Raw genomic sequence first — 20,868 nt, 5'->3', positions numbered from 1 at the left:
AAATAACAGGGTAGAGGTTTCTCAATGGATGCCCGAGCTAGCTGAACCGAGAGAGTGCGCCAGAATACCTGTGAGAGAACTCATCCGCAAGGAAACTCGCGGGCTGGGGCTTGATTAACCGGGCATTAAAATGCTGTCAGCAAGCAAGGTAATGCGCGTGTACATGTAGAAAAGCCACGTCGATTCATGCAACCTGCATAGCAAACAGTCATGGAATCCAAACAGGACGATCACGGTGAACCACCTCGCCCATCTTTTTCTTGCCCCCTACTCGCCAGAGGCGCGTGTGGGGAGCATGCTTGGAGATTTTACCCGAGGGATAGACGTGGCGGCGCTTCCATCTTCCGTAAGACTTGGCGTGCGCCATCATCTGGCCGTGGACAGCTTTACTGACAGACACCCCGATGTGCTCGCCAGCAAGCGGCTGTTCTCTGCTCAACGCCGCCGGTTTGCGGGCGTTGCTCTGGATGTTTTGTACGATCACTTTCTATTACGACATTGGAGTAAATTTACAGACACGGATCAGAATGCCTTTATAAGCGCGGTGTATGCGGAACTTCAGAGCAATGAGAGCTTGATGTCACCCAGCATGAGCAAAATAACCCGACACTTGGTATCCCACGATTGGTTCGGATCGTATCGCAACCTCGACAACATCGGTTACGCCTTGGATAGGGTGGCGGCACGCATTCGATTCCAGAATTCGTTTGCTGGCATGATTGAGGAAATACGGCCTTTACATTCGCAATTGGAAAAGCATTTTTTATCATTTTTCCCTGATTTACAGGAATTTGCAGGAGGAATTGAATGAAGTTTCTGGCCCCTTTTACGCGCGCCGCAGCCTTCTCACTCGCAACGGCGCTTGCTATGCCAGCGGCGGGTTTGGCCGAACCGGCACCCAAAGACGAACCTCCGGTTCCCGAAACCTTAGGGTTTGTTGAGTGGGTTGTGATGAATGATACCGGCCTGCGGCTTAAAGCCCGGCTGGATACCGGCGCCAAAACCTCGTCATTGCATGCGGTGAACGTGGAAGAGTTTCAGCAAGACGACCAGAAATGGGTGAAGTTTCAAATCCCTTTGGCGGACCACAAAGATCACCCTGTGGACGACGAAAGCAACATTAATCACGAAGAGATTATTCTTGAGCTAGAGCGGCCGGTAGAGCGAACCGTACTCATAAAGCGTAAAGGCGCGCCTTCTCAGCGACGTTACGTGGTGATGATGGACTTCTGCATTGCCGGAACCAATCACCAAACCCAATTTTCGCTGACGGACCGCGGTAACTTCTCTTATCCGGTTCTGTTGGGCCGCCGGTTTATGCGGGACGACAACATATTAATTGCCTCCGCAGACAGCTTTATTGCAAATAAAGAGTGCGAGTATATGAGTTTGGAGGAGCTTGTGGACAAACAGCGAGCCAGGATTGTTGAAGTGGATAAAAAAAGCTAGTGGTTCTCTGAATAGCTGGGCCGTGTTTCCTTCGGAGTTATACCTGTTTGAAGCTGACGTAATTGATTTATTGAAAATGCGGTAAGCCAATTTATACTGACAAGTGCACGGTTATTTCTAGCATGACGTATAACATTGGCGCGTAGATATTCCAAAGGAAAGGAATTATGAAAAAATACAAAACGTTATATATGGTTTCTGCTGTCCTGCTGTCATCAGCTCTAGTTGGTTGCGGCGGTTCGTCTTCGTCTAGCTCGTCCCCCGAAGCTTCCGACCCCGGTGGTCAGGAATCTGGCCTTTCAGGTGTCGTACGTAACTACTACACAGGTGAGCCCATTTCGGGGGCTTTGGTCACCCTGAACGCCTCTGGGCTCGATGAGCCTCTGCGTGTAACCTCGGGAGACGGGGGGGCATTTAGCTTTGAGGCACCTGAACAGGCCGGAAGAGCCACAGTATCTGGCCGGGCTACAGGGTTCGGCTCCAGCTCGCTTGTTACCTCCACTGCGGCGGATGCCGATAATGACAGCCTAGAGCTCTCATTGCTCCCGGCTCAGCTCACTACCACATTCTCAGGTGATACCGGAGCTTCATTGGACGTAGAAGGTCGTCCAGATATTGCTGTTCTACCACCAAATGCATTCGGAACTAACGGTACGCCGTACACCGGCAACGTAAATGGTCAAGTCACTATCCTGAACCCGGCGAGTGACCCGTCTATTATCCCGGGGGCTTACACCATTTTGGATGAGAATGGCCAACCAGGCCTTCTGACCACGTTTGGTGCTGTTACCTTTGATTTTACCGATGAAAATGGAAATCCACTGCAGCTTAACAGTGGCACCCCTGTAACGATTAGGATCCCGTTGGCCGACGGCATCAATTCAAGTAACGCGCCAGCCTCTGTTCCTCTGGCATGGTTTGATGAAACAACCGGCGATTGGGTTCAAGAAGGTGAAGCATCGTTGGTCGGCAGCTATTACGAGGGCACTGTAACGCATTTCACAACGTGGAATACGGTTGATGTGTATACGCCCGTGGATGTCACAGGGCGCGTCGTTGATGGCGCAGGAAACCCAGTGGCTGGCGCTGAGGTTCGGGCTCAGGGATACGACTACATTGGAATGAATACCGTGCTTACGCGGGCTGATGGTACTTTCTCGCTACCTGTCCGGGCAAACTCGGAGATACTGATTTCAGCCTACCGAAATACCACATCGAACACTCGTGAAGTGGAGGTTGGTTCCGGGAATACAGATTTGGAAAACGATCTAGTTCTGTCTGACTCGGCGGTTTCAATCACGCTCACTTGGGGAGAAAATCCGAGTGACTTGGACTCCCATTTGCTTGGACCAGCAGACGAGTCGGACACCAGTGACTTTCATGTTGCATTCTACAACAAGCGTGAAACTATTGGTGACACCACAATAGAACTAGATGTGGATGACATTACAAGCTTCGGCCCTGAAGTTGTAACAATTCCAAGTTTCCCGAACGCTGGTCGCTATCGTTACCTTGTGCACTTGTACAGTGGCAGTGGCACGATAGCCAGCTCACCTGCGCGCGTTGAGTTTTCAATAGGTGGCCAAACACAGATTTTCTCTCCGCAAAATGCCCAAGGCAGTATTTCAAGATGGTGGGCGGTTGCAGATCTCGTTGTGGATGAAGCAGGCAGCGTTCGTCTTGATCCAGTACAGCAATGGCGTGAAGATGAGGGGGAAAGATACTCCGTTTCAGGGTTCAGCCTGAACTCCATAACCAATCCGGCTACAACAGCAGCTAAGCGTAAATATTATAGCGAAGCGCAGTAAGTAATAAGCTGCATTAATGCAAAGGCCCGCGTGCGCGGGCCTTTGTAATTTATAGAACCTGGTTGAGAACTTTCTCAGCCCACATGCTCTCGACAAAACCTCTCAATCGCTGCAGTCACAACGTCCGGCTTCTCCCTGTGCGGAACATGGCCGCAGTCCTTTAAAAGCTCCAAAAAACAAGGCCCTGAAGGCAGTGACGTGTAAAGTTCAGGGTGTGCGCCTGAGCCGAATTCGTCATCTTCGCCGTGGATGGCAAGAACAGGGCAGCGCACCTTTGTTAGGATTTCTTTCAGAGTCCAGTGTTGGAACTCCTCAGAGAGCCACGTGTCCGTCCATGCGCGCAGTACCCACTCTGCTTTTTCGCCGTGATACTTTCTTAATCTATCTATCTGGCCATCTTGCGCAAAAACCTGTTTTGCGTCTCGGATGCCTTCGACAGTTCGATCCTCAACAAATGCTTGAGCCGCTTCGGTAATAAGCGCAATGCATTGATCCGTAAAGGAGGCTGCACACACCGCAGCCATCGCGCCACCCACGCTATGCCCCAAGGCAATGAACTTTTCTATACCTAGCTCTGAGCGAATTGCTGCAAATGGGCCGCTGGCTTCATTAAGAATGAAATCAGTTTCCAGTTTTTCCGTTCGGATATACGAGCGCCCGAAACCGGGCCGGTCGTACGCAATCACTTTGCGGCCAAGAGACAGAGCAAGCTGTTCTGGAAATTCGCGCCAAAGCTCCACGCTTCCAAGCGAATCATGAAACATCACAACAGGCGCCGTCGTTGACGCTTGGGAGCTTGCGGCAGGTGCCCAGCTCTTTACGTAGATGTCACCGGTAGGGGTGGAAACGAAGTGTTCTTGTTTGTAGGTCGAATGCATTGGTATTCCATTCCTGTCAGTACGTTACACATTATCTGACATTATGGCGTTATCCAATGCTATTAAAACTTCAGACACGGAAAATGATGGCCGTAAAAGAGAAAGGCAACGCCCCTGATTTCCTGTTTGGAAGCCAGAGGCGCTGAGTCACTGGTTTAAACGTAGAAGTCCAGCTCTTCCTGAGCCTTCAGTAAGTCCCGCATCTTAATGGGGTCGTCACCGTAGAAGAAAATCAGGCCCCAATGGGTTCCGAAGGCAGACCGGTCTGGAACCGTTTCTTCTGTCGGGGCGACTAACTCGTGGGACTCGAAGTAGGGGTGCTCAATGGTTTCTTTGGGCATTTCCAGCTTACTCACTACGCGGCGTCTTGGGTATACGCCGAAGCACCCTGCATAGCCTTTGGCGTCAACCACCTCCCTTGGGAAGAAGGCGTCCACCTCCTCTTTGGTGCTTTTAGGATCGAACACCAACATAGACGCTTGATACGCACTGAATCCGTAGGCTCTTTCAATAAGCTCGAAAGCCTTGAAACCTGGCGGGCGAAAGGCAACCTCGCCAAAGTACATTTCGCCGTCGGCCGTCACAAAATACTCAGGGTGAATCAACCCAAATTTTATTTCGAAGGTTTTGATCAGCAACTCAATTTGCTTGGTGATCGCGTTGCGCCAGCTCTCAAGTTGCTCAGTTGCGGGCACGAACACCGAGTAGCCCAACGTTACGTATTCGGAAATATTCAGGAACTTAATCTTACCATCGTGAATCCAGGCCTCAACGGCAAACTCCCAGCCATCCAAGTGACTTTCCATAAGCAGGGGATACTCTTCTGCTGGAATGGAGTCAATTTCTTCTATCTTTCGGATCATCCGGTGGCCAAGGCAACCGGCTTTGTCGAAGGCTTTTACGTGAATGGGATCATCTGGATCGCCATCTAGCTTCAGCAGCGTCTGGTTAACACGCTTCATAAAACGCACGATGTCATCTTTCTCGTGGGCTTCCTCGAAGATGCCTACGCGAATACCTCCAAGCTGAGCCCGACGCTTCATTAACGATTTGTCTCGGAACAAAATGGACTGGCCGAACATGCGAGGGCTATCGAGCAACACAGAGTTAATTGCGCCGGACCACTCTACCGTTTCTTCAAATAGCGGTATCGCAACATCCACACCTTCCGACTTTAGCTTTTGAGCAATCTCGAAGGAACGGTCATTCAAGCGAAGAAAATCCCATGGAATGAAGGGTATTTTGTTAGCAGTACAAAAGTCTGCCGCCCATTCCGGAGCAACCACAATGTAGCGGCGATCAAACTTCTGCGCCGCTTTTATGGCGTTCACGCTCCAGCCGAGGAGGGCGATGTAGCCTTTGTTAGGATCCTTTGGGGTCTCGGTTCCCTTAACCGAGTCCATAGTCGGATCCAGCCATCCTGACACATCGCTGAGTTGTTCTTCGGGTGTTATCGACATTATCTTTTCTCCTTGCTGATGAACCCAGACAAGGCGCTAGCGTTGAAAACGCACCGAGAAACTGAGCGAATTGATCGTTCTGCTAAAAGTAATATAGTCCTATTAGTTGCATTTAGAAACGAAACATACGGAATGCTTTGTGTTCGAAACCTTTAATAGCATTGAGGGGCAGTAATCTATGACATAGATATCCCTTCCCAGTAAGGCTGCCCCCAAATCGCTTGGATAACAAATCAACCAAGAGCCGAACCTTGGTTGAGAGGTGCCTGTGGCGAGGGTAGAGTACGCTGAGAGCGATATCTGTAGGTGGGTGGTCTACGAGGATTGGCCGCAAATGCCCGGTTTTCAATGCGTCTCCTACGATAAAGCTAGGAAGCATCGCTATGTCTGGTGTTTTGAAAAATGCCATTGATTGGGTCTCCCGGGAGCAGCCCCAACCGTTTGCGGGCAAGCCTGCTGCGATTATGAGCGCCAGCATGAGTTTGCTTGGCGGTGTGCGCGCTCAATATGACCTTCGACGCGCCATGGTTTTTCTGGACATGCACTGCATCAACAAGCCTGAAGTCATGATTTCTACTGCACATGAGCGCTTCGATGCTGAAGGCAGGCTCACGGATGACACCACACGGGAGTTCATCGGCAAATTGGTGTCGGCATTGGGTGACTGGACTCGAAGGCTACAAGCGGGAGAGCAACAATGAGCACGCAGGCACGTAATCCGGAAGAAGCCTTTAAGCAAGACTGTGTGAAGCCGGCTGGCTGTAAGTCAGTCGAGCTGTTGATTGAGCCCAGAGATCGAGATCTTGGTGGCTTTTCGGTTAGGCGCGTTTTACCGACTACACAGCGCCGCATGGTCGGGCCGTGGATTTTCTTCGACCATATGGGCCCGGCTGAGTTTGCAGCCGGTGATGGCATCAATGTTCGGCCGCATCCCCATATTAATCTGGCGACGGTTACCTATCTGTTCGAGGGCGAGATCTTACACAGAGATTCACTAGGCAGCCTTCAACCGATTCGCCCGGGTGACGTCAACCTTATGGTTGCAGGTAAGGGCATTACACACTCCGAGCGTGAGCGCCCGGAAGTTACCAAAGCAGCACATCGGCTCCACGGGCTACAACTTTGGCTAGCACTGCCGGAAGCCGACGAAGAGATTGATCCGGCCTTTTATCACTACCCAGACGACGACATTCCACGAGTTGAAGTAAACGGCGTGCCGACCCGAGTGATTATGGGCAGCGCTTATGGAGCCAACTCACCGGTGAAGGTATTCGCCGACACACTTTATGTGGAGGCACACTTACGGGTAGGACAATCAATCCGTGTGCCGGTTGCGGATGAGCGAGCCGTCTACGTGGCCGAGGGCGAATTAAGCGCGGGCGACACTAAAATTCCAGAATATGCGATGGCCGTCCTATCAGATAAGCCAGACATTGAGCTGACAGCAACGCGGGACTCTCGCATTGCGATCGTAGGCGGGGAACATCTTGGCAAACGCTATATGGAATGGAACTTCGTATCCAGTCGCCGTGAGCGCATTGAGCAAGCCAAATCCGAATGGAAAGCACAGACTTTCCCCAAAGTGACCGGGGACGAAGATGAATTTATCCCGATGCCGGAAGGGTAACTGACTATGGTCAACGATGTTTTCTGTTATGGGGAGTAATTTTAGTTCCTCATAATCTGGTACTTAAGAGCCTCTTTGGGCTTTTAGGTTACGCCATTGGCGGAGGAGTCTCTGATGCGATGCAGTTTTAGGGTGTACAGAAGTGATCGGTTTTCTCAGCACCTCTTAAGCGCAGTGACTCCGCTATTGGCAATGATTGCAATGGGTTTGGTCATACTCTCATCTCTTCTTTCGACGAGCGCTCACGCAGAAGTTATGACTATTGATACGGCGATCAACAAGGCTGGTATGCAGCGAATGTTGACTCAACGGATCACCAAATCTTATTTGCTTTTTGGTCAGGACGTCGCCGCTGATAAAGCCCAAAAACAGCTAGATTCCAGTTTGGCTCTTTTTGAGGAGCATCTCGGCGAGCTAGAAGAGTTTTCGCCTGCGCCTGCAGTTACGGACTCTTTGCAGAGCATACGCCGTGAATGGAATAAATTTCGTCAGTTGGCGATTGGAGGTCCAGAGCATAGCCAAGCACTTTCTTTGATCACAGGTGGTTCGCGTTTATTGGAGTTGTGTGAAAAAAATGTCCAGCTACTTGAAGCACATTCGAGCAAGGGCAAGGGTGAGCTTATCAATATCTCGGGGCGCCAGCGTATGCTGTCACAGCGGATCGGCATGCTATATGTTGCAAAGAGCTGGAAAATTACTGATGAAGCGCTAGACAAGGCATTTCAACAAGCGCTCAGTGAATTCGATCATGCGCTGCAGCGTTTGAGTACCTCGCCATTTAACACCAGCGAGATAAGCCAAGCTTTAAAAGAAGTAACCGCCCAATGGGAGTTCTCACGATCGGGGTTTGATCTTGGCCAGAGTGGACACTATGTACCGTTCGTAATTCAGGTGACAACTGAATCTATGCTTAAGAAAATGGACAAAATCACCGACCTATACGTATCCCTCGAGGCGTCCTAAGCGCTTTGTATAGCCTTTCATTTTCATTAACGAGGTGAGCAGGCTCAACATTGAGTTTGCTCTGAGTGTAGCAACTTTGTGATTTAACATAATATACATTATGCGCAGTACGGTGTGTGGTTTGAAAAGCTTTACGTTAGGTTCCATATGCTCAACCCTGCCTGTCCAGCTTCTCCGCCAACGCATAAGAAAGCCCTTGCCGCTTGGCCGCGAACATAGCCACATCACTCGCTTCCATTAAAGCTTTTTGGGTTTGCCCATGGTCGGGATACATTGCTATACCAATACTGACCCCAAGGCTAACATTATGGCCGCAAACCTCTAAGGGTTCGTTTATAGCTCTGGCTATCCGCTCAGCTACTGCGCAATATTCGCTTTCGTGTTCCAAACCAACAATAATGCCAAAGAATTCGTCGCCACCGATTCGTGCCATAGTATCTACGGAACGCACCAGCTTCGATATTTTAAGGGCGACAGACTGAAGAACTGTATCGCCAACAGCGTGCCCATAAAGGTCGTTAATCGGCTTAAACTTGTCCAAATCAAGATAAAGGCAAGCAAAAGTAGTTCCTTGACGAATGGATGTGTTCAACGCAACTTCAAATCGATCACTCAAAAGAAGTCGGTTTGGCAAACTGGTGAGTGGATCGTTGCCAGCGCGGAAGCGCAGCGTCTCGTCCTTTATGCCGCGCTCGGAGAAGTCACTTAAAATCAACGTGTAGTGAGCTTCCGCAGTTGTTGTTTGTTGGACTTTGGTTATCGCGGCCCAAGTTGCCTGAATGCCACCCCCGGCGTCGCGCAGCCAAAGTTCGCCTCGCCAATTCCCATTTTCGGCCAAAGCTGGCCAGATCGTTGATGAAAATAACCCCGCCGAACGACCATCCAGCGAGATGTCATCAAGGCTGCGACCAATCCAGGTTGCTCGCGTGTTCTGAGTGATTCGTAAAAATGATTCGTTGGCGTCTCTAATCACACCATTTTCGTCAGCGATAACAATGGCTTCGCCACTAAAACGATAAACAGTCGACCAGCGCTTCAACTGGCTTTCCCGTTCTACTTGCTCAGTTACATCACTGAATGAGGCTACCACCCTAGCCTGCCCAGACTCAGCACAACCTCCAATTTCAATTAATCGGGAGTTGATAGAGATCCATCGATATGCGTTCCATCGGGGGTTGTGTACGCCCATTAATACGTTGCTGCAAGGCTCTCCTGAATGCAGTGTAACCATTACCGGATGAGCCTGTGCCGGGAAAGGAGTGCCATCAGAGTAAACAGTGCGCCAGTGGGGGTCTTTAGGCACGCTCCCGGTTAACTCATCACCTGTCAAACCAAGAATGTCGCAGGCTCTGGGGTTGTGTGCGATTATACGGCCACTGCCATCGTGGACAACAACACCCTCTTGCAGGCTGTCCATGGCAACTCGGTAAAGGGTTTCACTTTCGGCCAACTCGTTTTCGAGGTTAACCTGTTCAGTCACATCTCTGGAAATCGTCTGAAGTTCAACGACTTTTCCAATCTCATTTGTGATTGGCTGGGTAAGCGTTTCGAACCAGATATAGTCGTCCATCGAGCGGCGTATGCGGTAACGGATACGGATATTTCCATCCCCGTCTACCGCTGGCTGATGGGTTTTGTTTCGGATTAGCTGTTTGTCGTTTGGGTGAAAGAGCGCATAGGGATCGGTGCCAACAAGTTCATTCGGCGTAAAGCCGAGAATTCTCTCTACCGATGGGCTGACCCATAGATAGCGCCCATCCGGCGAGTGGAGCGCAACCAGATCACTCATGTTCTGTGCAAGACGCTCGTATACACTTTCTGTAGAGGGCATTGGCAATGTGCAGCCGAGGTTAATGGTTCTATTTTCGTTCTTAGTATGAAATTTACCCTATTCTTGACCGGAATAATAATGGCCACCTAACGACATGGCAATGTTCACCATGTTTAGCCTTCAACTAAGGAACCACCCACAACTATGCGTTATTTCGCCCTACCACTACTCTTGCTTTCAGGATGCGCATCCACCAGCAATGTGCCACCATCAGGGCTCGAATTCAGTCTCGACGGTTGTACACCGTTTTTAAACTGTGTATCGAGCACATCCACAAAGAGTCTCTATTCGGTAGAGCCTATTCGCTTAGCAGAGCCACTGGATTCCTCCTCATGGGAGCTTATCAAGGCCGAAGCTCTGAAGCTGTCCGGAGCTTCATTGAACAGTGCCCGCTACGGCTATGCGGATATCACCTGCTACAGCGATGGAGTTGGCTTTCCGGATTATTTCGAGCTGCTGGTCGATACTATCAGGCAGCAACTTGATGTCAGGTCGCAATCACTTCTAGGGTTTTACGATATGGGTGTGAACAGAGAAAGGGTTGAGTTGTTGAGAAGCCGCCTTATAGAGCGCGGCATTGCGGTCAACTAGCCAGCAGACATGGCTTTTGGTGTAATCTCAACATAAACCGTCATGATCTTGTTCTCAACAAGGTCGTCAATGTGCTGCATCAGGGATGAAAGCTCTATCTCAACTGCAGTCTCTTCCGATTGCCCAAACTTGCAGTCGAAGCCCCAGTATTTCGCGCCAGCTGGCAAGGGCTTCTTACGCTCATTCTTCAGGAATTTCTTGATGTCGTGCTTCATCGAATCGACAAGGCGCGGCACTTTGATTTTTGGGTGGTCTAATTTAAACGTCTTCTTCATTGGAATCCTACTGGGGTGGGCAGACATTGTGCGCTGGAGAGAAATCTATGGCGCGCAGTGTAGTTGCTACCGGAAAATACTTCCATCACTCGTAAAGATCGCGCCCTACTCGGCAAGATGAGTGTTCGCGCAATTCCCGAATAACGGTTCTGAATTATGACGAGCAACTGTAATGGGATGCACCACCAACACCGAAGAGCTCTGGCGGCTTTAACCGGTAGTATTTATCTTCTATGTGCTGTGACTGCTCCGCGTATGGCAGCGTCATAACATTCTGCAGTTCTCGCAGCGCCTCATAATCTCCCGCTGCCGCCTGTTGATATGCCGGTACCAAATGCCATTCGCGAAGGCTGTATTTCGGGTTCACCTGCTTCATTTGGCGCGACAGAGCTTCACCAGAGCGTGCCGACTTCATGTTTTCTGAATTGGTGATGCCCACCAGCGCTCGCCACTGATTTAGCCAGGCGGACCAGCGTTCGTTCAGGCCGTCTGGGTTATTATAGAAGCTCTTTTTCAGCGGGCCTATATCATCCGGAAGCGCTGAAAGCTCACGGAAAAAAAGAGTGTAATCCACCGGCGTTTGCATCATCAGCTCTGCCAGAGCACGAAACAATGGTGGGTCAAATTTATCCAGCCCAAGTTTCGCTGCCCAAATTTTTTCCATCTCGGCCTGCATTGCTGCTGCAAAGCCTTCGCTAATCTCGTTGAGTTTTTGTAAGCAGTGCGGGTGTTCAGCCAATAACGGTCGCAATGCCACGCAAAACATGTGGAAGTTTGCCTCTGCAGCCACCGGTTGGTTTAGAAATGCGTAGTGATCTCCCCCACCCGTCCAAGGCTGGAAGCGCGGATTGAATACGTCGCAGAAGCCGAAGGGGCCGTAGTCCAGAGTATAGCCGCCTGCGGCGCAGTTATCGCTGTTGAAGTTGCCTTGGCAGTAGCCAACGCGGATCCAGTTGGCCACCAGCGATGTGAGCCGGCTGCGAAATTCCTGCGCAAGCGCCACTACCTTGTCCTGCATGGCCAAGGTGGGGTCAATCACGTTACTGTAGTCGCGGTTAATCAGGTGCAACACAATCTTTTCGAGTTCTTCCAGCGCTTGCGGGTGCTCATTTTTGCGAGCGCGACGACCAAACAACTCAAGCTGCCCGACACGAATAAACGAAGAAGTCACTCGAGTTGTGATGGCCACAGGCTCGGATACCAGAATATCCGGATCCCTCGACCGTGAACCTTCGGAATACCAGGGGCGCCTGACTTTCTCGGTTTTTGACACATACAGGCTTAGTGATCGTGACGTGGGCACACCCAGCGCATGCATGTGCTCCTGTGCCAGAAACTCCCGTACGCTGGAACGTAAAACCGCTCGGCCATCGCCACCGCGACAATAGGGTGTGCGGCCACCGCCTTTTAGCTGCATTTCCCAGCGGTGACCGTTGATTACCGCTTCCAGCACCGAAATCGCACGGCCGTCGCCATATCCGTTGCCGGTCTGAAACGGGCATTGTTGAACATATTCGGTGCCCATAATGGACAATGCGTAGCCACAGGCCCAACCCACCTTGCGCATAGGCGCGGGTGCAAACGAAAGGTCTCCGGAGAAGATGCGCACGAAGTCGTCAGACTGCACGAAATCGTCAGCAAGACCCAGATCGCGAAACAGGTTGTAGCTGTGGGCCACGTACTCGGGGTTTTCCATGGGCGTAGGAACAACCGGTACATAATGGCCACTGAATACTTGCCGTGGTGCGTGATCCTGCCCATCTGGCGTCGCATCCGGATCGCAGTTGAGCGAGTCCATCAGCGAATAGTTGGTCAACACTGCAAGATCGTCGAGGGTTTCGATCATAGGGGTTCCTCAAGAGTCGGTTAGGATAGCGCCCTGCGCCTCCACAGATAAAACAACACCGGGATTACCAATAAAGCCAAAATCACCGCCGTCACCATACCACCTACCATCGGCGCTGCAATACGGCCCATAACCTCAGAGCCTGTTCCGGTGCCAATCATAATGGGAACCAGCCCACCGATGATCGCGGCGGCAGTCATCATCACCGGTCGCACCCGCATACCGGCGCCGTGAAGTACCGCATGGCGCAGTGTTTCCCGCCTCGGCGTCAGGCCTTTCTTCTCGCAGGTTTCAAGCATTGCCCGGTAGGACTGGTTGAGGTACACCAGCATGATGACACCTATCTCTACGGCGACACCGGCCAGCGCAATAAAACCAACCCCCACCGCTACCGAGAAGTTGTAGCCTAGTAAATACATCAGCCACACAGCTCCAACCATTGCGAACGGAAGCGTGCCCATTATGATGCCCACTTCTGTAAAGTTTCTGAAATTCAGGAACAGCAGGATGATGATAATGGCCAGAGTTAACGGCACCACGTAAGACAGCTTTTCTTTCGCGCGAAGCATGTACTCATACTGGCCCGACCAGGCGATGGAGTAACCCGCTGGCAGATCCAGCTCTGCTTGCACGGTCGTCATTGCCTGCTCCACGTAGGTGCCCACATCCACACCTTCGATATCCACAAAAGACCAGCCGTTCAGACGGGCATTTTCGCTTTTGATCGCCGGTGGCCCATCTTCTATCCGGATATCCGCGACATCAGCCAGCGCGATCCTCTGGCCCGAGGCCGTGACGATGGGGAGCTGTTCCAGTTTTTCGGGTGAGTCCCGGTAGTCCTCCGGATAGCGAAGGTTAATGGGGTAACGCTCAAGGCCCTCGATGGTTCTGGAGACATTGATCCCGCCAATCGCAGAGGCAACCACTTGTTGTACATCTGCGATGTTCAAGCCATAGCGCGCAGCGCGTTCACGATTGATATCCACCTTGATGTATCGCCCACCTGCTACTCGCTCTGAGTAAACCGAAGCGGTGCCGGGCACGTCAGCCAGAATTTCTTCCAGACGTTTTCCGACATTTTGAATAGTAGCCAAATCTGGCCCGGCGATTTTGATGCCTACGGGGGTTTTGATACCCGTCGCCAACATGTCGATGCGGGTGATGATCGGCATAACCCAGGCGTTGGTCACACCAGGAAAGCGAATCAGTGTGTTGAGTTCCTGTTTGAGTTTGTCTGTGGTCATGCCCTCGCGCCACTGATCCCGGGGCTTGAGTTGGATAAAAGTCTCAATCATGGTCAAAGGTGCAGGGTCTGTTGCTGTATCGGCGCGCCCTACTTTGCCAAACACGGTTTTCACTTCCGGCACCGTCGCAATCAGTTTGTCCGTTTGCTGAAGCAACTGACGGGCTTTGCCGATCGAAATTCCCGGATACGTTGTGGGCATGTACATCAAATCCCCTTCGTCCAGCGGGGGGATGAACTCACTACCGATTTTTGTTGCTGGCCATAGGCCTACAGCCAACACCAGCACTGCACCGAGCACGGTCAACATGGGAAACCTGAGCACCAGTTTCAACACCGGCATATAGCCCCCGACCAGCAGGCGGTTTACGGGGTTCTTATGCTCGGGTAACACCTTACCCCGGATAAAATACCCCATCAGAACCGGAACCAGCGTCACCGCAAGCGCGGCACTGGCTGCCATAGCGTAGGTTTTGGTGAACGCCAGGGGCGCAAACATTCGCCCTTCCTGCGCCTCAAGCGCAAACACAGGCACAAAACTGACGGTAATGATCAGCAGCGAGAAAAACAGCGCCGGGCCGACTTCAGAGGCAGACTTGGCGACAATCTCCCATCGATTCTCCGGCGTGAGCGGCGTTCGCTCCATATGCTTATGCATGTTCTCTATCATGACTATGGCCCCATCAATCATGGCGCCGATAGCAATGGCGATACCGCCGAGGGACATAATGTTGGCGTTGATGCCTTGCCAGTACATGATGATAACCGCCGTCAAAATACCCACAGGCAAGCTGAGGATCGCCACCAGCGAAGACCGCACGTGGAACAAAAACACGATACAGACCAGAGCCACCACAAAAAACTCTTCCAGCAGCTTGAACCAGAGGTTGTTGACGGCTCGTTCAATCAGGCCCGAGCGATCGTAAACCGTGACCACTTCAACGCCATCAGGCAGGCTCGATTGCAGTTCGCCCAGCTTAGCCTTAACGCCATTGATGGTTTCCTGAGCATTTTCGCCGAAGCGCATCACCACTATGCCACCAACGGCCTCCCCTTCCCCGTTCAGCTCGGCAATACCGCGCCTCATCTGTGGCCCCACTTCGACACTGGCCACATCCTGGAGCAGAACCGGTGTGCCGTTCACATCCAGGCCTAGCGGAATTGCCATCAGGTCCTCGCGGGATTGAATATAACCTGAGGTGCGAACCATGTATTCCGCCTCCGCCATTTCAATAACCGATGCCCCGACCTCCTGATTGCCCTGCTTGATCGCTGTCTGGATAAGAGAAAGTGGAATCCCCAGCGCACGGAGCTTCTCGGGGCTGACCTTGACCTGATATTGCTTCACCATGCCGCCGAGCGCAGCAACCTCTGAAACACCTGGCACGGTTTGCAGTTCGTACTTGAGAAACCAATCCTGAAGACTACGCAACTGGCTCAGGTCGTTCTGCCCTGTGCGATCAACCAGCGCGTAGAGATACACCCAGCCAACACCGGTAGCGTCCGGCCCCAACTGAGGACGTGCCGAATCAGGCAGGTTGGGTGCCACTTGCGAGAGATACTCCAGAACTCTGGAGCGAGCCCAATACATATCGGTATCTTCATCGAAAATCACGTAAACGTAGGAGTCCCCGAAAAACGAATAGCCACGCACGGTTTCCGCACCGGGAACCGACAGCATGGCGGTCGTTAAGGGATAGGTAACCTGGTCTTCTACCACTTGTGGAGCTTGTCCGGGAAAGCTGGTTTTAATGATAACTTGCACATCAGACAGATCTGGAAGAGCATCGACCGGGGTTTTACTGAGTGAGTACAGACCCAGCCCTGTTATTAACAAACTCGCCAGCAGAACCAGAAAGCGGTTTCGAATGGACCAATAGATAATCGACTGAATCATCAGTTGGCCCCCTCATGGTTCATGTTTCCATGATCCATTTCTGCGTGATCCATCGAATCAGCGGGCATGGCCGACATACGCAGAAAATCCGAGGTCTTGCTGGATTCGGAATCAATCAGGAATTGGGCGGATGTCACTACCTCATCACCTGGCATGACACCCTCAAGGATTTCAGCGTACTTCTCACCAACACGTCCGACCTTCACCGTGACGGATTTGAACGCCCCGCCATCCAGAGCCAGCACCAGTCGGTCGGTCTGGCCGGTTCGAATAACCGATTCACGAGGTACCAGAAGCTGTCGGCTGGTGCGGGCGCCCTGAATGTTTAGCTCTGCAAACATGCCGGGCAACAAGGTGCCATCGGCGTTGTCAAAACGCATTCTTACCCGGGCGGTACGGGTCTTGGGGTTAACCTCGGGATACACATAATCCACTTTTCCGGTCCATTGACGACCGGGTAAATAGTCGAGGGTCATCACCACGCGATTGTCGGATGCCACTGCGGACAACTGACGTTCAAATACTTCACCAATGACCCACACCTCACCCAGCGCAGCAATGGATAGGACTCGATCCCCTGGCCTGATAAACATACCTTCGCGAACATTAAGGTTGTCGATAACACCAGAGGTGGGCGCATACACCGTTAAGGTACGCTGCAATTCGCGGGTTTTCGTGATCTGGCGGATCAAACTTACTGGCACATTGAGCGCAGCCAAGCGCTCCTTGGCAGCATTGACCAAACGCTCATTGCTCCGGTTTAACGCCAGAATCAGTTCATCCTGGGCATTGACCAGCGTGGGCGAATACAGTGTGTAGAGCGGCTTGCCCTTCGCCACCGGTTCGCCCTCTGCCTTCACATAGAGTTTCTCGATCCACCCCTCAACCCGTGGATGGACATGGGCTATGTCGTCTTCACTATATTGAACGTACCCCACTGTTGTTATTTTGTTCGGTAGCCGTCCCTGAATGACCGGCTCCGTCAACACGCCCAGATTGTTAACGACATTCGGAGAAATACGAACAGTACCAGGGGCATCTTTACCCGATCCGCTATCTGCATAGATCGGTATGAGGTCCATCCCCATGGGCGATTTACCCGGTTTGTCGCTCTTGTAATTGGGATCCATGGGTGCCACCCAATGCAAGGGCTCTTTACTGGCATTGCTGGTCGCCTCAGCCACAACAACCTCTGGAGATTCAGGGGTAAGCCAATAGGTCGCTGCCGCCCCGGCCACGCCACCTAACAACAAAAAGCCCAATGGGCGTATAACATTTGCCATGATTGTTATTCCTGGGAGTTTTTCAGTGAGAATGAGGGTCTACCAGACGCACCGGCAGTGAGATAGCGGAAGCTCGTCAGGTTTTTGGCTCGTTCAGCCGTCATCTGAATAAGCTCAACCTGCGCATTAAGCTCAGCGATACGCGCACGCACAGCTTCGGCAAAATCGCCATCATCGTTGTTGTAAGCTGAGAGCGCAGCATTGGCCTGCTCCGCTGTTTGCGGAAGCAGCGCCTGCTCATAAAGCCTGATGCGGTCATCGAGCCGTTTAATTCGGGCGGCCGCTGCTCGGGCTTCGGCTTTAATTCGCCGAACCTGCAGCATTCGGTCAGACTTCGCCGCTTCCACACGGGCGACTGCCGCGCTCACGGTACGATCCTGGCGATTGCCCGTGAAGATAGGCAGATCAAAACCGATCCCGACTGAAAACAGATCCGCCCGGTCCTGGCCGTTCGGTGCCCGATCCCGAAACCCATACTTTGCGGATACTGTCCACTCCGGCTTGTAAGCCTGACGAGCCAGCTCAATATCAATAGCCCCGGCATCAATCAACTGGTCTGTGGCGCGAATTGAAGAATGGCTGATCAGGGTGTTATCACTGAAATCAAACGCTGTGCTCGGAAGCCTGGCTAACAGATTCGGTGGAATACGCTCGCTTACCCGCAAACGGAAGGTGTCACTACCTACCCACTCTCCCAACTCTTCCCGGGCTGTTTCCATCCGCGAGTGAAGCGCCGTTAAGCGGTCATCAAGACGGGTTAACTCCAGAGACGCTCGGATAATATCCTGCTGCCGTGAACCGTTCATCGTTGAGGTGTACCCAGCCTCCGCAACATCTGCCAACTGCTCAAACAGGCCTCGATTGCTTTCAATCAATCGAACACTTTCTTGCGTTTTCCATAACTCAAGCCACAGGTAAGTTACCGACCTGATCACTAATTCCTGTCGATTCTCCCGTTGGAACGACTGGGATTCTGCAAGCTCTTTCTTCTTGTCGCGGGCGAGATACCGACTATCACCACGGGGAAATCGCTGACTGAGACCAATAGTGGCTTGTGTCATGCCCTCTTGGCGGGTATCGAAGGTATCGGTGGGAAGGTTTGCGGCACTCAGGGTAATTCGCGGATCCGGTAACGCTGCTGCCGCAACAGATTCATCAAGAAGCGCCTTCTGCAGTTGGATGCTTTGGGCCGACCAGGGGTCCCCACGAACCGCAATATCAATAGCCTCTTCAAGGGCAAGTCTCGGTTCCGCAGAAAGACCGAGACTCGTAAAAAAAAGGGCACCTATTATAGCTGTCTTATAAACATGAAGCAGATTATTCAAGTTGCATTCTCCACTAAATTGGTACGCAGCGAAGAATCATAGAAGTGTTATCTGAACTCAGACTGAAATTTCACAACCAATTATGTGATTTTGATCTGAGTCAATTATTCTTAATTACTGATGAATATCAAAAAAATAATTGCGTTTATTTTATTATTTATTTCAGTTTCAGTTCAGGAAGGGGTGTTTAAATGACTCCATCAATAAACCAACCAGTAGGTGAATTATGAAAAAGCAAATTATATTCTTAGCTGCAATTACTTTATCTTCCGGTATTTTCGCTGGCAACATACATGAAAGCAATGGTGGCGTAACAATGAAAGGAGATATGAATTCAATGCATAGTAAGATGAAATCAATGCATAACAGTATGGAAAAAGAAGTGACGCAATCAGGAGTCCTTAAAAATGAGGACATGCAACGACTTCACAAAAGAATGACACTTGATGGAATGTCCGAAGGCGGTATGGAGGCTCGGCTTGATATGATGGGAGAAAAAGGTAGAGCCTACCATCGAGCGTTGGAACAACAGCAAAAAAATACCGCAAGGTAACCCTTGCGGCTAAATCAACTCGCAAAAGTTCAAGAGCCGTTGGCACTACTATCTCGCGCTAGCGGCACCTTGAATATCGAGAAGTACAACACACAAACCTGAAACCAAGCTGAATTACAGTGCAATTATCGGTAATTCAGAGCGAGGAGTCCAACATGAAAAATATCATTATCGCTGCTGCTATCACAGCTTTGTTCTCCACTATGGCAAATGCCAATTCTGGTTTAGCTGATCGGGTAAACGAAGAGCGAAGCTACCCAAACAAAACTGCGGATAACGTAATCGATGCGAGAATGTTAAGTCATCAGCATAAGCAGATGCACATGAAAATGAACACGTCCGAATTAGAGAATCACCACAAGTAATAGATTTAAAGACATTTAAAACCTGCGCTATTAAATGCAATTAATATCGTACAAAAAAATAAGTCGCGCTCAGAGAGGCGCGGCTTATGGTTTTATCTTGAGAGCGCCCTTCTTGCGGAATAGATCATCAACACGGGCAGGATTCAAAAAATCATTGCATCTCCCTTGAAAGCATATCGCCGTACGTTCCATGTTAATCTGAATTCATACTGAAAAACTAGGCCGTCAAAACGGGCATTCATTATCTGACCCACATCCACAAACCCATGGCGATCATCATCAAATTCTCGGTCAAGGATACGAACCCCAAAGGCACGTTACTATTTCCACCCACACATGCACATTTCAGCTCGCGCTTATCCACATAGACCGCTTTGAATACCGAGAATGCGCCTATGGTGCCGATGAACAGTGCGATCGGTGCAGAAAGCCAGATGAGCGCGCCTGATATCATCAATACCCCCGCCAACGCTTCTCCAAACGGATACAGATAGCCGTATCGCACCCACCTTTGGGCCAGCAGGTCGTAGTTGAGAAACATTGTTGAGAAGCTTTCAATGTCCTGCAGTTTTTGTACGGCGAGTAAACACATGGCAACGGAGATAAACCATTCAACCGCGCGCACCGTCAGGATGCTACCGTAGGCCGCCCAGCTCATGGAGAGCGCCATAAGAAAGGACAACCCGAATATTGCAATGACCGGTGTGTAGCTGGTTTCGTCGCTGCCTTTTACCTCTTTCCCGAAATACTCCCGTAGTTCATCGTACCCACCAATCAGCTGGCCGTTAATCCAAGTTTGAGGTGTAGTATCAACATTGTGCTTCTTCTGGAACGCATCGGTTTGTTGACGGGTTTCCAGATGATGATCCTCAACCTCAAAACCTTTACGCTCAAGCAGGTCTATCGATTTAAGACCGAAAGGACATAAATGGTTTTTCATCACCATGCGGTAGATGGTTGCGTGTTTTTGACTGTTTGAGGACATACCCATTCTCCTCTATTCCAGCGGATGCATTTCAACCCTCATTGTAGTACAGCACATTATGATCAGAGCCCACTCCGTTTAGCCCAGGCATCATAGATCTGTTTGTCCCATTTATTTTGGAAGAACGCGATGGCGGCTTTTTGATCGTCCTTGGAGAGCTCATCTCCGAAGGCGGGCATTTGGCCACCCATGGGAGCACCACCTTGATTGATCGTACCCATCAGCATGTCGAATGGATGGTGCCAGGCGTGCCCCGTTCCGTTAAGTGGCGGCGGCGGATAGGAGCCATCCTCAAGTCGCTTTCTCCAATTAAAGGCCCCCTGTGCGTTTGAGCCGTGACAGCTTGCGCAGTTGCTGTCGAACACGGTTGCGCCACGCTCGACCTGGGTTTGGGTGTACCAGCGGCCATCTACCGTCCCGTCACTGCAGCCGCTGATCACTCCGATCGTAAGAATGCCCAAGGTCAGTTTTAACCTACCGATCATATCT

At 51.2% G+C, this 20,868-nt stretch carries 20 protein-coding genes; 9 read left to right on the top strand and 11 right to left on the bottom strand.

Annotation, left to right across the window (positions count from 1 at the left end; all coding sequences use genetic code 11):
* Nucleotides 1-235 precede the first annotated feature (235 nt).
* The 3 genes from FE845_RS11220 (at nt 236) to FE845_RS11210 (ending at nt 3,257) form a co-directional block, all read left to right on the top strand.
* Nucleotides 236-811, top strand: a complete 576-nt coding sequence (locus FE845_RS11220) for an ACP phosphodiesterase (RefSeq protein ID WP_200364560.1) — start codon at nt 236-238, stop codon at nt 809-811.
* Complete coding sequence (locus FE845_RS11215; RefSeq protein WP_200364558.1) at nt 808-1,449, top strand: ATP-dependent zinc protease; 642 nt, start codon at nt 808-810, stop codon at nt 1,447-1,449. The genes FE845_RS11220 and FE845_RS11215 overlap by 4 nt, the downstream gene beginning before the upstream one ends.
* A gap of 167 nt (nt 1,450-1,616) precedes the next feature.
* Nucleotides 1,617-3,257: a carboxypeptidase regulatory-like domain-containing protein gene (locus tag FE845_RS11210; protein ID WP_200364556.1), complete on the top strand. Its 1,641-nt coding sequence runs from the start codon at nt 1,617-1,619 to the stop codon at nt 3,255-3,257.
* 74 nt (nt 3,258-3,331) lie between these two features.
* Here FE845_RS11210 and FE845_RS11205 read toward each other — a convergent pair whose 3' ends face one another.
* From FE845_RS11205 to FE845_RS18985, 3 genes are all read right to left on the bottom strand, one after another.
* A complete protein-coding gene (locus tag FE845_RS11205) occupies nt 3,332-4,135 on the bottom strand; it encodes an alpha/beta fold hydrolase (RefSeq protein ID WP_200364554.1) in 804 nt (267 codons plus the stop codon).
* A 155-nt stretch (nt 4,136-4,290) separates the two neighbouring features.
* Entirely contained in the window at nt 4,291-5,595 is a 1,305-nt protein-coding gene (locus tag FE845_RS11200; protein WP_200364552.1) for an ATP-grasp domain-containing protein, read from the bottom strand.
* A 112-nt stretch (nt 5,596-5,707) separates the two neighbouring features.
* Nucleotides 5,708-5,974 (bottom strand): LysR substrate-binding domain-containing protein, encoded by a 267-nt coding sequence (locus FE845_RS18985; protein WP_227714297.1) that lies wholly within the window; start codon nt 5,972-5,974, stop codon nt 5,708-5,710.
* Nucleotides 5,975-5,978: 4 nt separating this feature from the next.
* Between FE845_RS18985 and FE845_RS11190 the strand changes: the two genes are divergently transcribed.
* The 3 genes from FE845_RS11190 to FE845_RS11180 all read left to right on the top strand — a co-directional run bounded on the left by FE845_RS11190 (nt 5,979) and on the right by FE845_RS11180 (nt 8,185).
* The gene (locus tag FE845_RS11190) at nt 5,979-6,296 is read left to right on the top strand and encodes an NADPH-dependent FMN reductase (protein ID WP_200364548.1); all 318 of its coding nucleotides are present in this window, start codon (nt 5,979-5,981) and stop codon (nt 6,294-6,296) included.
* Complete coding sequence (locus FE845_RS11185; protein ID WP_200364546.1) at nt 6,293-7,222, top strand: pirin family protein; 930 nt, start codon at nt 6,293-6,295, stop codon at nt 7,220-7,222. The genes FE845_RS11190 and FE845_RS11185 overlap by 4 nt, the downstream gene beginning before the upstream one ends.
* A 255-nt stretch (nt 7,223-7,477) precedes the next feature.
* Nucleotides 7,478-8,185, top strand: a complete 708-nt coding sequence (locus tag FE845_RS11180) for a type IV pili methyl-accepting chemotaxis transducer N-terminal domain-containing protein (RefSeq protein WP_200364543.1) — start codon at nt 7,478-7,480, stop codon at nt 8,183-8,185.
* A 151-nt stretch (nt 8,186-8,336) separates the two neighbouring features.
* On the opposite strand, the gene FE845_RS11175 is transcribed toward FE845_RS11180, so the two are convergent.
* Nucleotides 8,337-10,016, bottom strand: a complete 1,680-nt coding sequence (locus tag FE845_RS11175; RefSeq protein ID WP_200364541.1) for a bifunctional diguanylate cyclase/phosphodiesterase — start codon at nt 10,014-10,016, stop codon at nt 8,337-8,339.
* 144 nt (nt 10,017-10,160) lie between these two features.
* Between FE845_RS11175 and FE845_RS11170 the strand changes: the two genes are divergently transcribed.
* The gene (locus FE845_RS11170; protein ID WP_200364539.1) at nt 10,161-10,607 is read left to right on the top strand and encodes a DUF1499 domain-containing protein; all 447 of its coding nucleotides are present in this window, start codon (nt 10,161-10,163) and stop codon (nt 10,605-10,607) included.
* On the opposite strand, the gene FE845_RS11165 is transcribed toward FE845_RS11170, so the two are convergent.
* The 5 genes from FE845_RS11165 to FE845_RS11145 form a co-directional block, all read right to left on the bottom strand.
* On the bottom strand, nt 10,604-10,882 hold the full coding sequence (locus FE845_RS11165) for a DUF6172 family protein (protein WP_200364537.1): 279 nt from the start codon (nt 10,880-10,882) through the stop codon (nt 10,604-10,606). The two genes, FE845_RS11170 and FE845_RS11165, sit on opposite strands and share 4 nt — an antisense overlap.
* Before the next feature lie 154 nt (nt 10,883-11,036).
* Nucleotides 11,037-12,728, bottom strand: a complete 1,692-nt coding sequence (locus tag FE845_RS11160) for a protein adenylyltransferase SelO (RefSeq protein WP_200364535.1) — start codon at nt 12,726-12,728, stop codon at nt 11,037-11,039.
* A gap of 20 nt (nt 12,729-12,748) precedes the next feature.
* Nucleotides 12,749-15,868, bottom strand: a complete 3,120-nt coding sequence (locus FE845_RS11155) for an efflux RND transporter permease subunit (protein WP_200364533.1) — start codon at nt 15,866-15,868, stop codon at nt 12,749-12,751.
* On the bottom strand, nt 15,868-17,151 hold the full coding sequence (locus FE845_RS11150) for an efflux RND transporter periplasmic adaptor subunit (RefSeq protein ID WP_200364531.1): 1,284 nt from the start codon (nt 17,149-17,151) through the stop codon (nt 15,868-15,870). The genes FE845_RS11155 and FE845_RS11150 overlap by 1 nt, the downstream gene beginning before the upstream one ends.
* Nucleotides 17,152-17,156: 5 nt before the next feature.
* Nucleotides 17,157-18,476 (bottom strand): TolC family protein, encoded by a 1,320-nt coding sequence (locus FE845_RS11145; RefSeq protein WP_200364528.1) that lies wholly within the window; start codon nt 18,474-18,476, stop codon nt 17,157-17,159.
* A 226-nt stretch (nt 18,477-18,702) separates the two neighbouring features.
* On the opposite strand from FE845_RS11145, the gene FE845_RS11140 reads away from it, so the two are divergent.
* Complete coding sequence (locus FE845_RS11140; protein ID WP_200364526.1) at nt 18,703-19,029, top strand: hypothetical protein; 327 nt, start codon at nt 18,703-18,705, stop codon at nt 19,027-19,029.
* A 155-nt stretch (nt 19,030-19,184) separates the two neighbouring features.
* On the top strand, nt 19,185-19,394 hold the full coding sequence (locus tag FE845_RS11135) for a hypothetical protein (protein ID WP_200364524.1): 210 nt from the start codon (nt 19,185-19,187) through the stop codon (nt 19,392-19,394).
* A 241-nt stretch (nt 19,395-19,635) separates the two neighbouring features.
* Here the strand turns inward: FE845_RS11135 and FE845_RS11130 are convergent, their stop codons facing one another.
* Nucleotides 19,636-20,379 (bottom strand): MauE/DoxX family redox-associated membrane protein, encoded by a 744-nt coding sequence (locus FE845_RS11130; RefSeq protein ID WP_200364522.1) that lies wholly within the window; start codon nt 20,377-20,379, stop codon nt 19,636-19,638.
* Between the two features lie 62 nt (nt 20,380-20,441).
* Nucleotides 20,442-20,864: a c-type cytochrome gene (locus tag FE845_RS11125; protein ID WP_200364520.1), complete on the bottom strand. Its 423-nt coding sequence runs from the start codon at nt 20,862-20,864 to the stop codon at nt 20,442-20,444.
* Nucleotides 20,865-20,868 lie beyond the last annotated feature (4 nt).

This window comes from Marinobacter sp. 1-4A, assembly GCF_016597725.1.
Taxonomy (GTDB): domain Bacteria; phylum Pseudomonadota; class Gammaproteobacteria; order Pseudomonadales; family Oleiphilaceae; genus Marinobacter.
The sequence above is the reverse complement of the archived record's forward strand: the minus strand, read 5'-3'. Positions and strand labels throughout refer to the sequence as shown.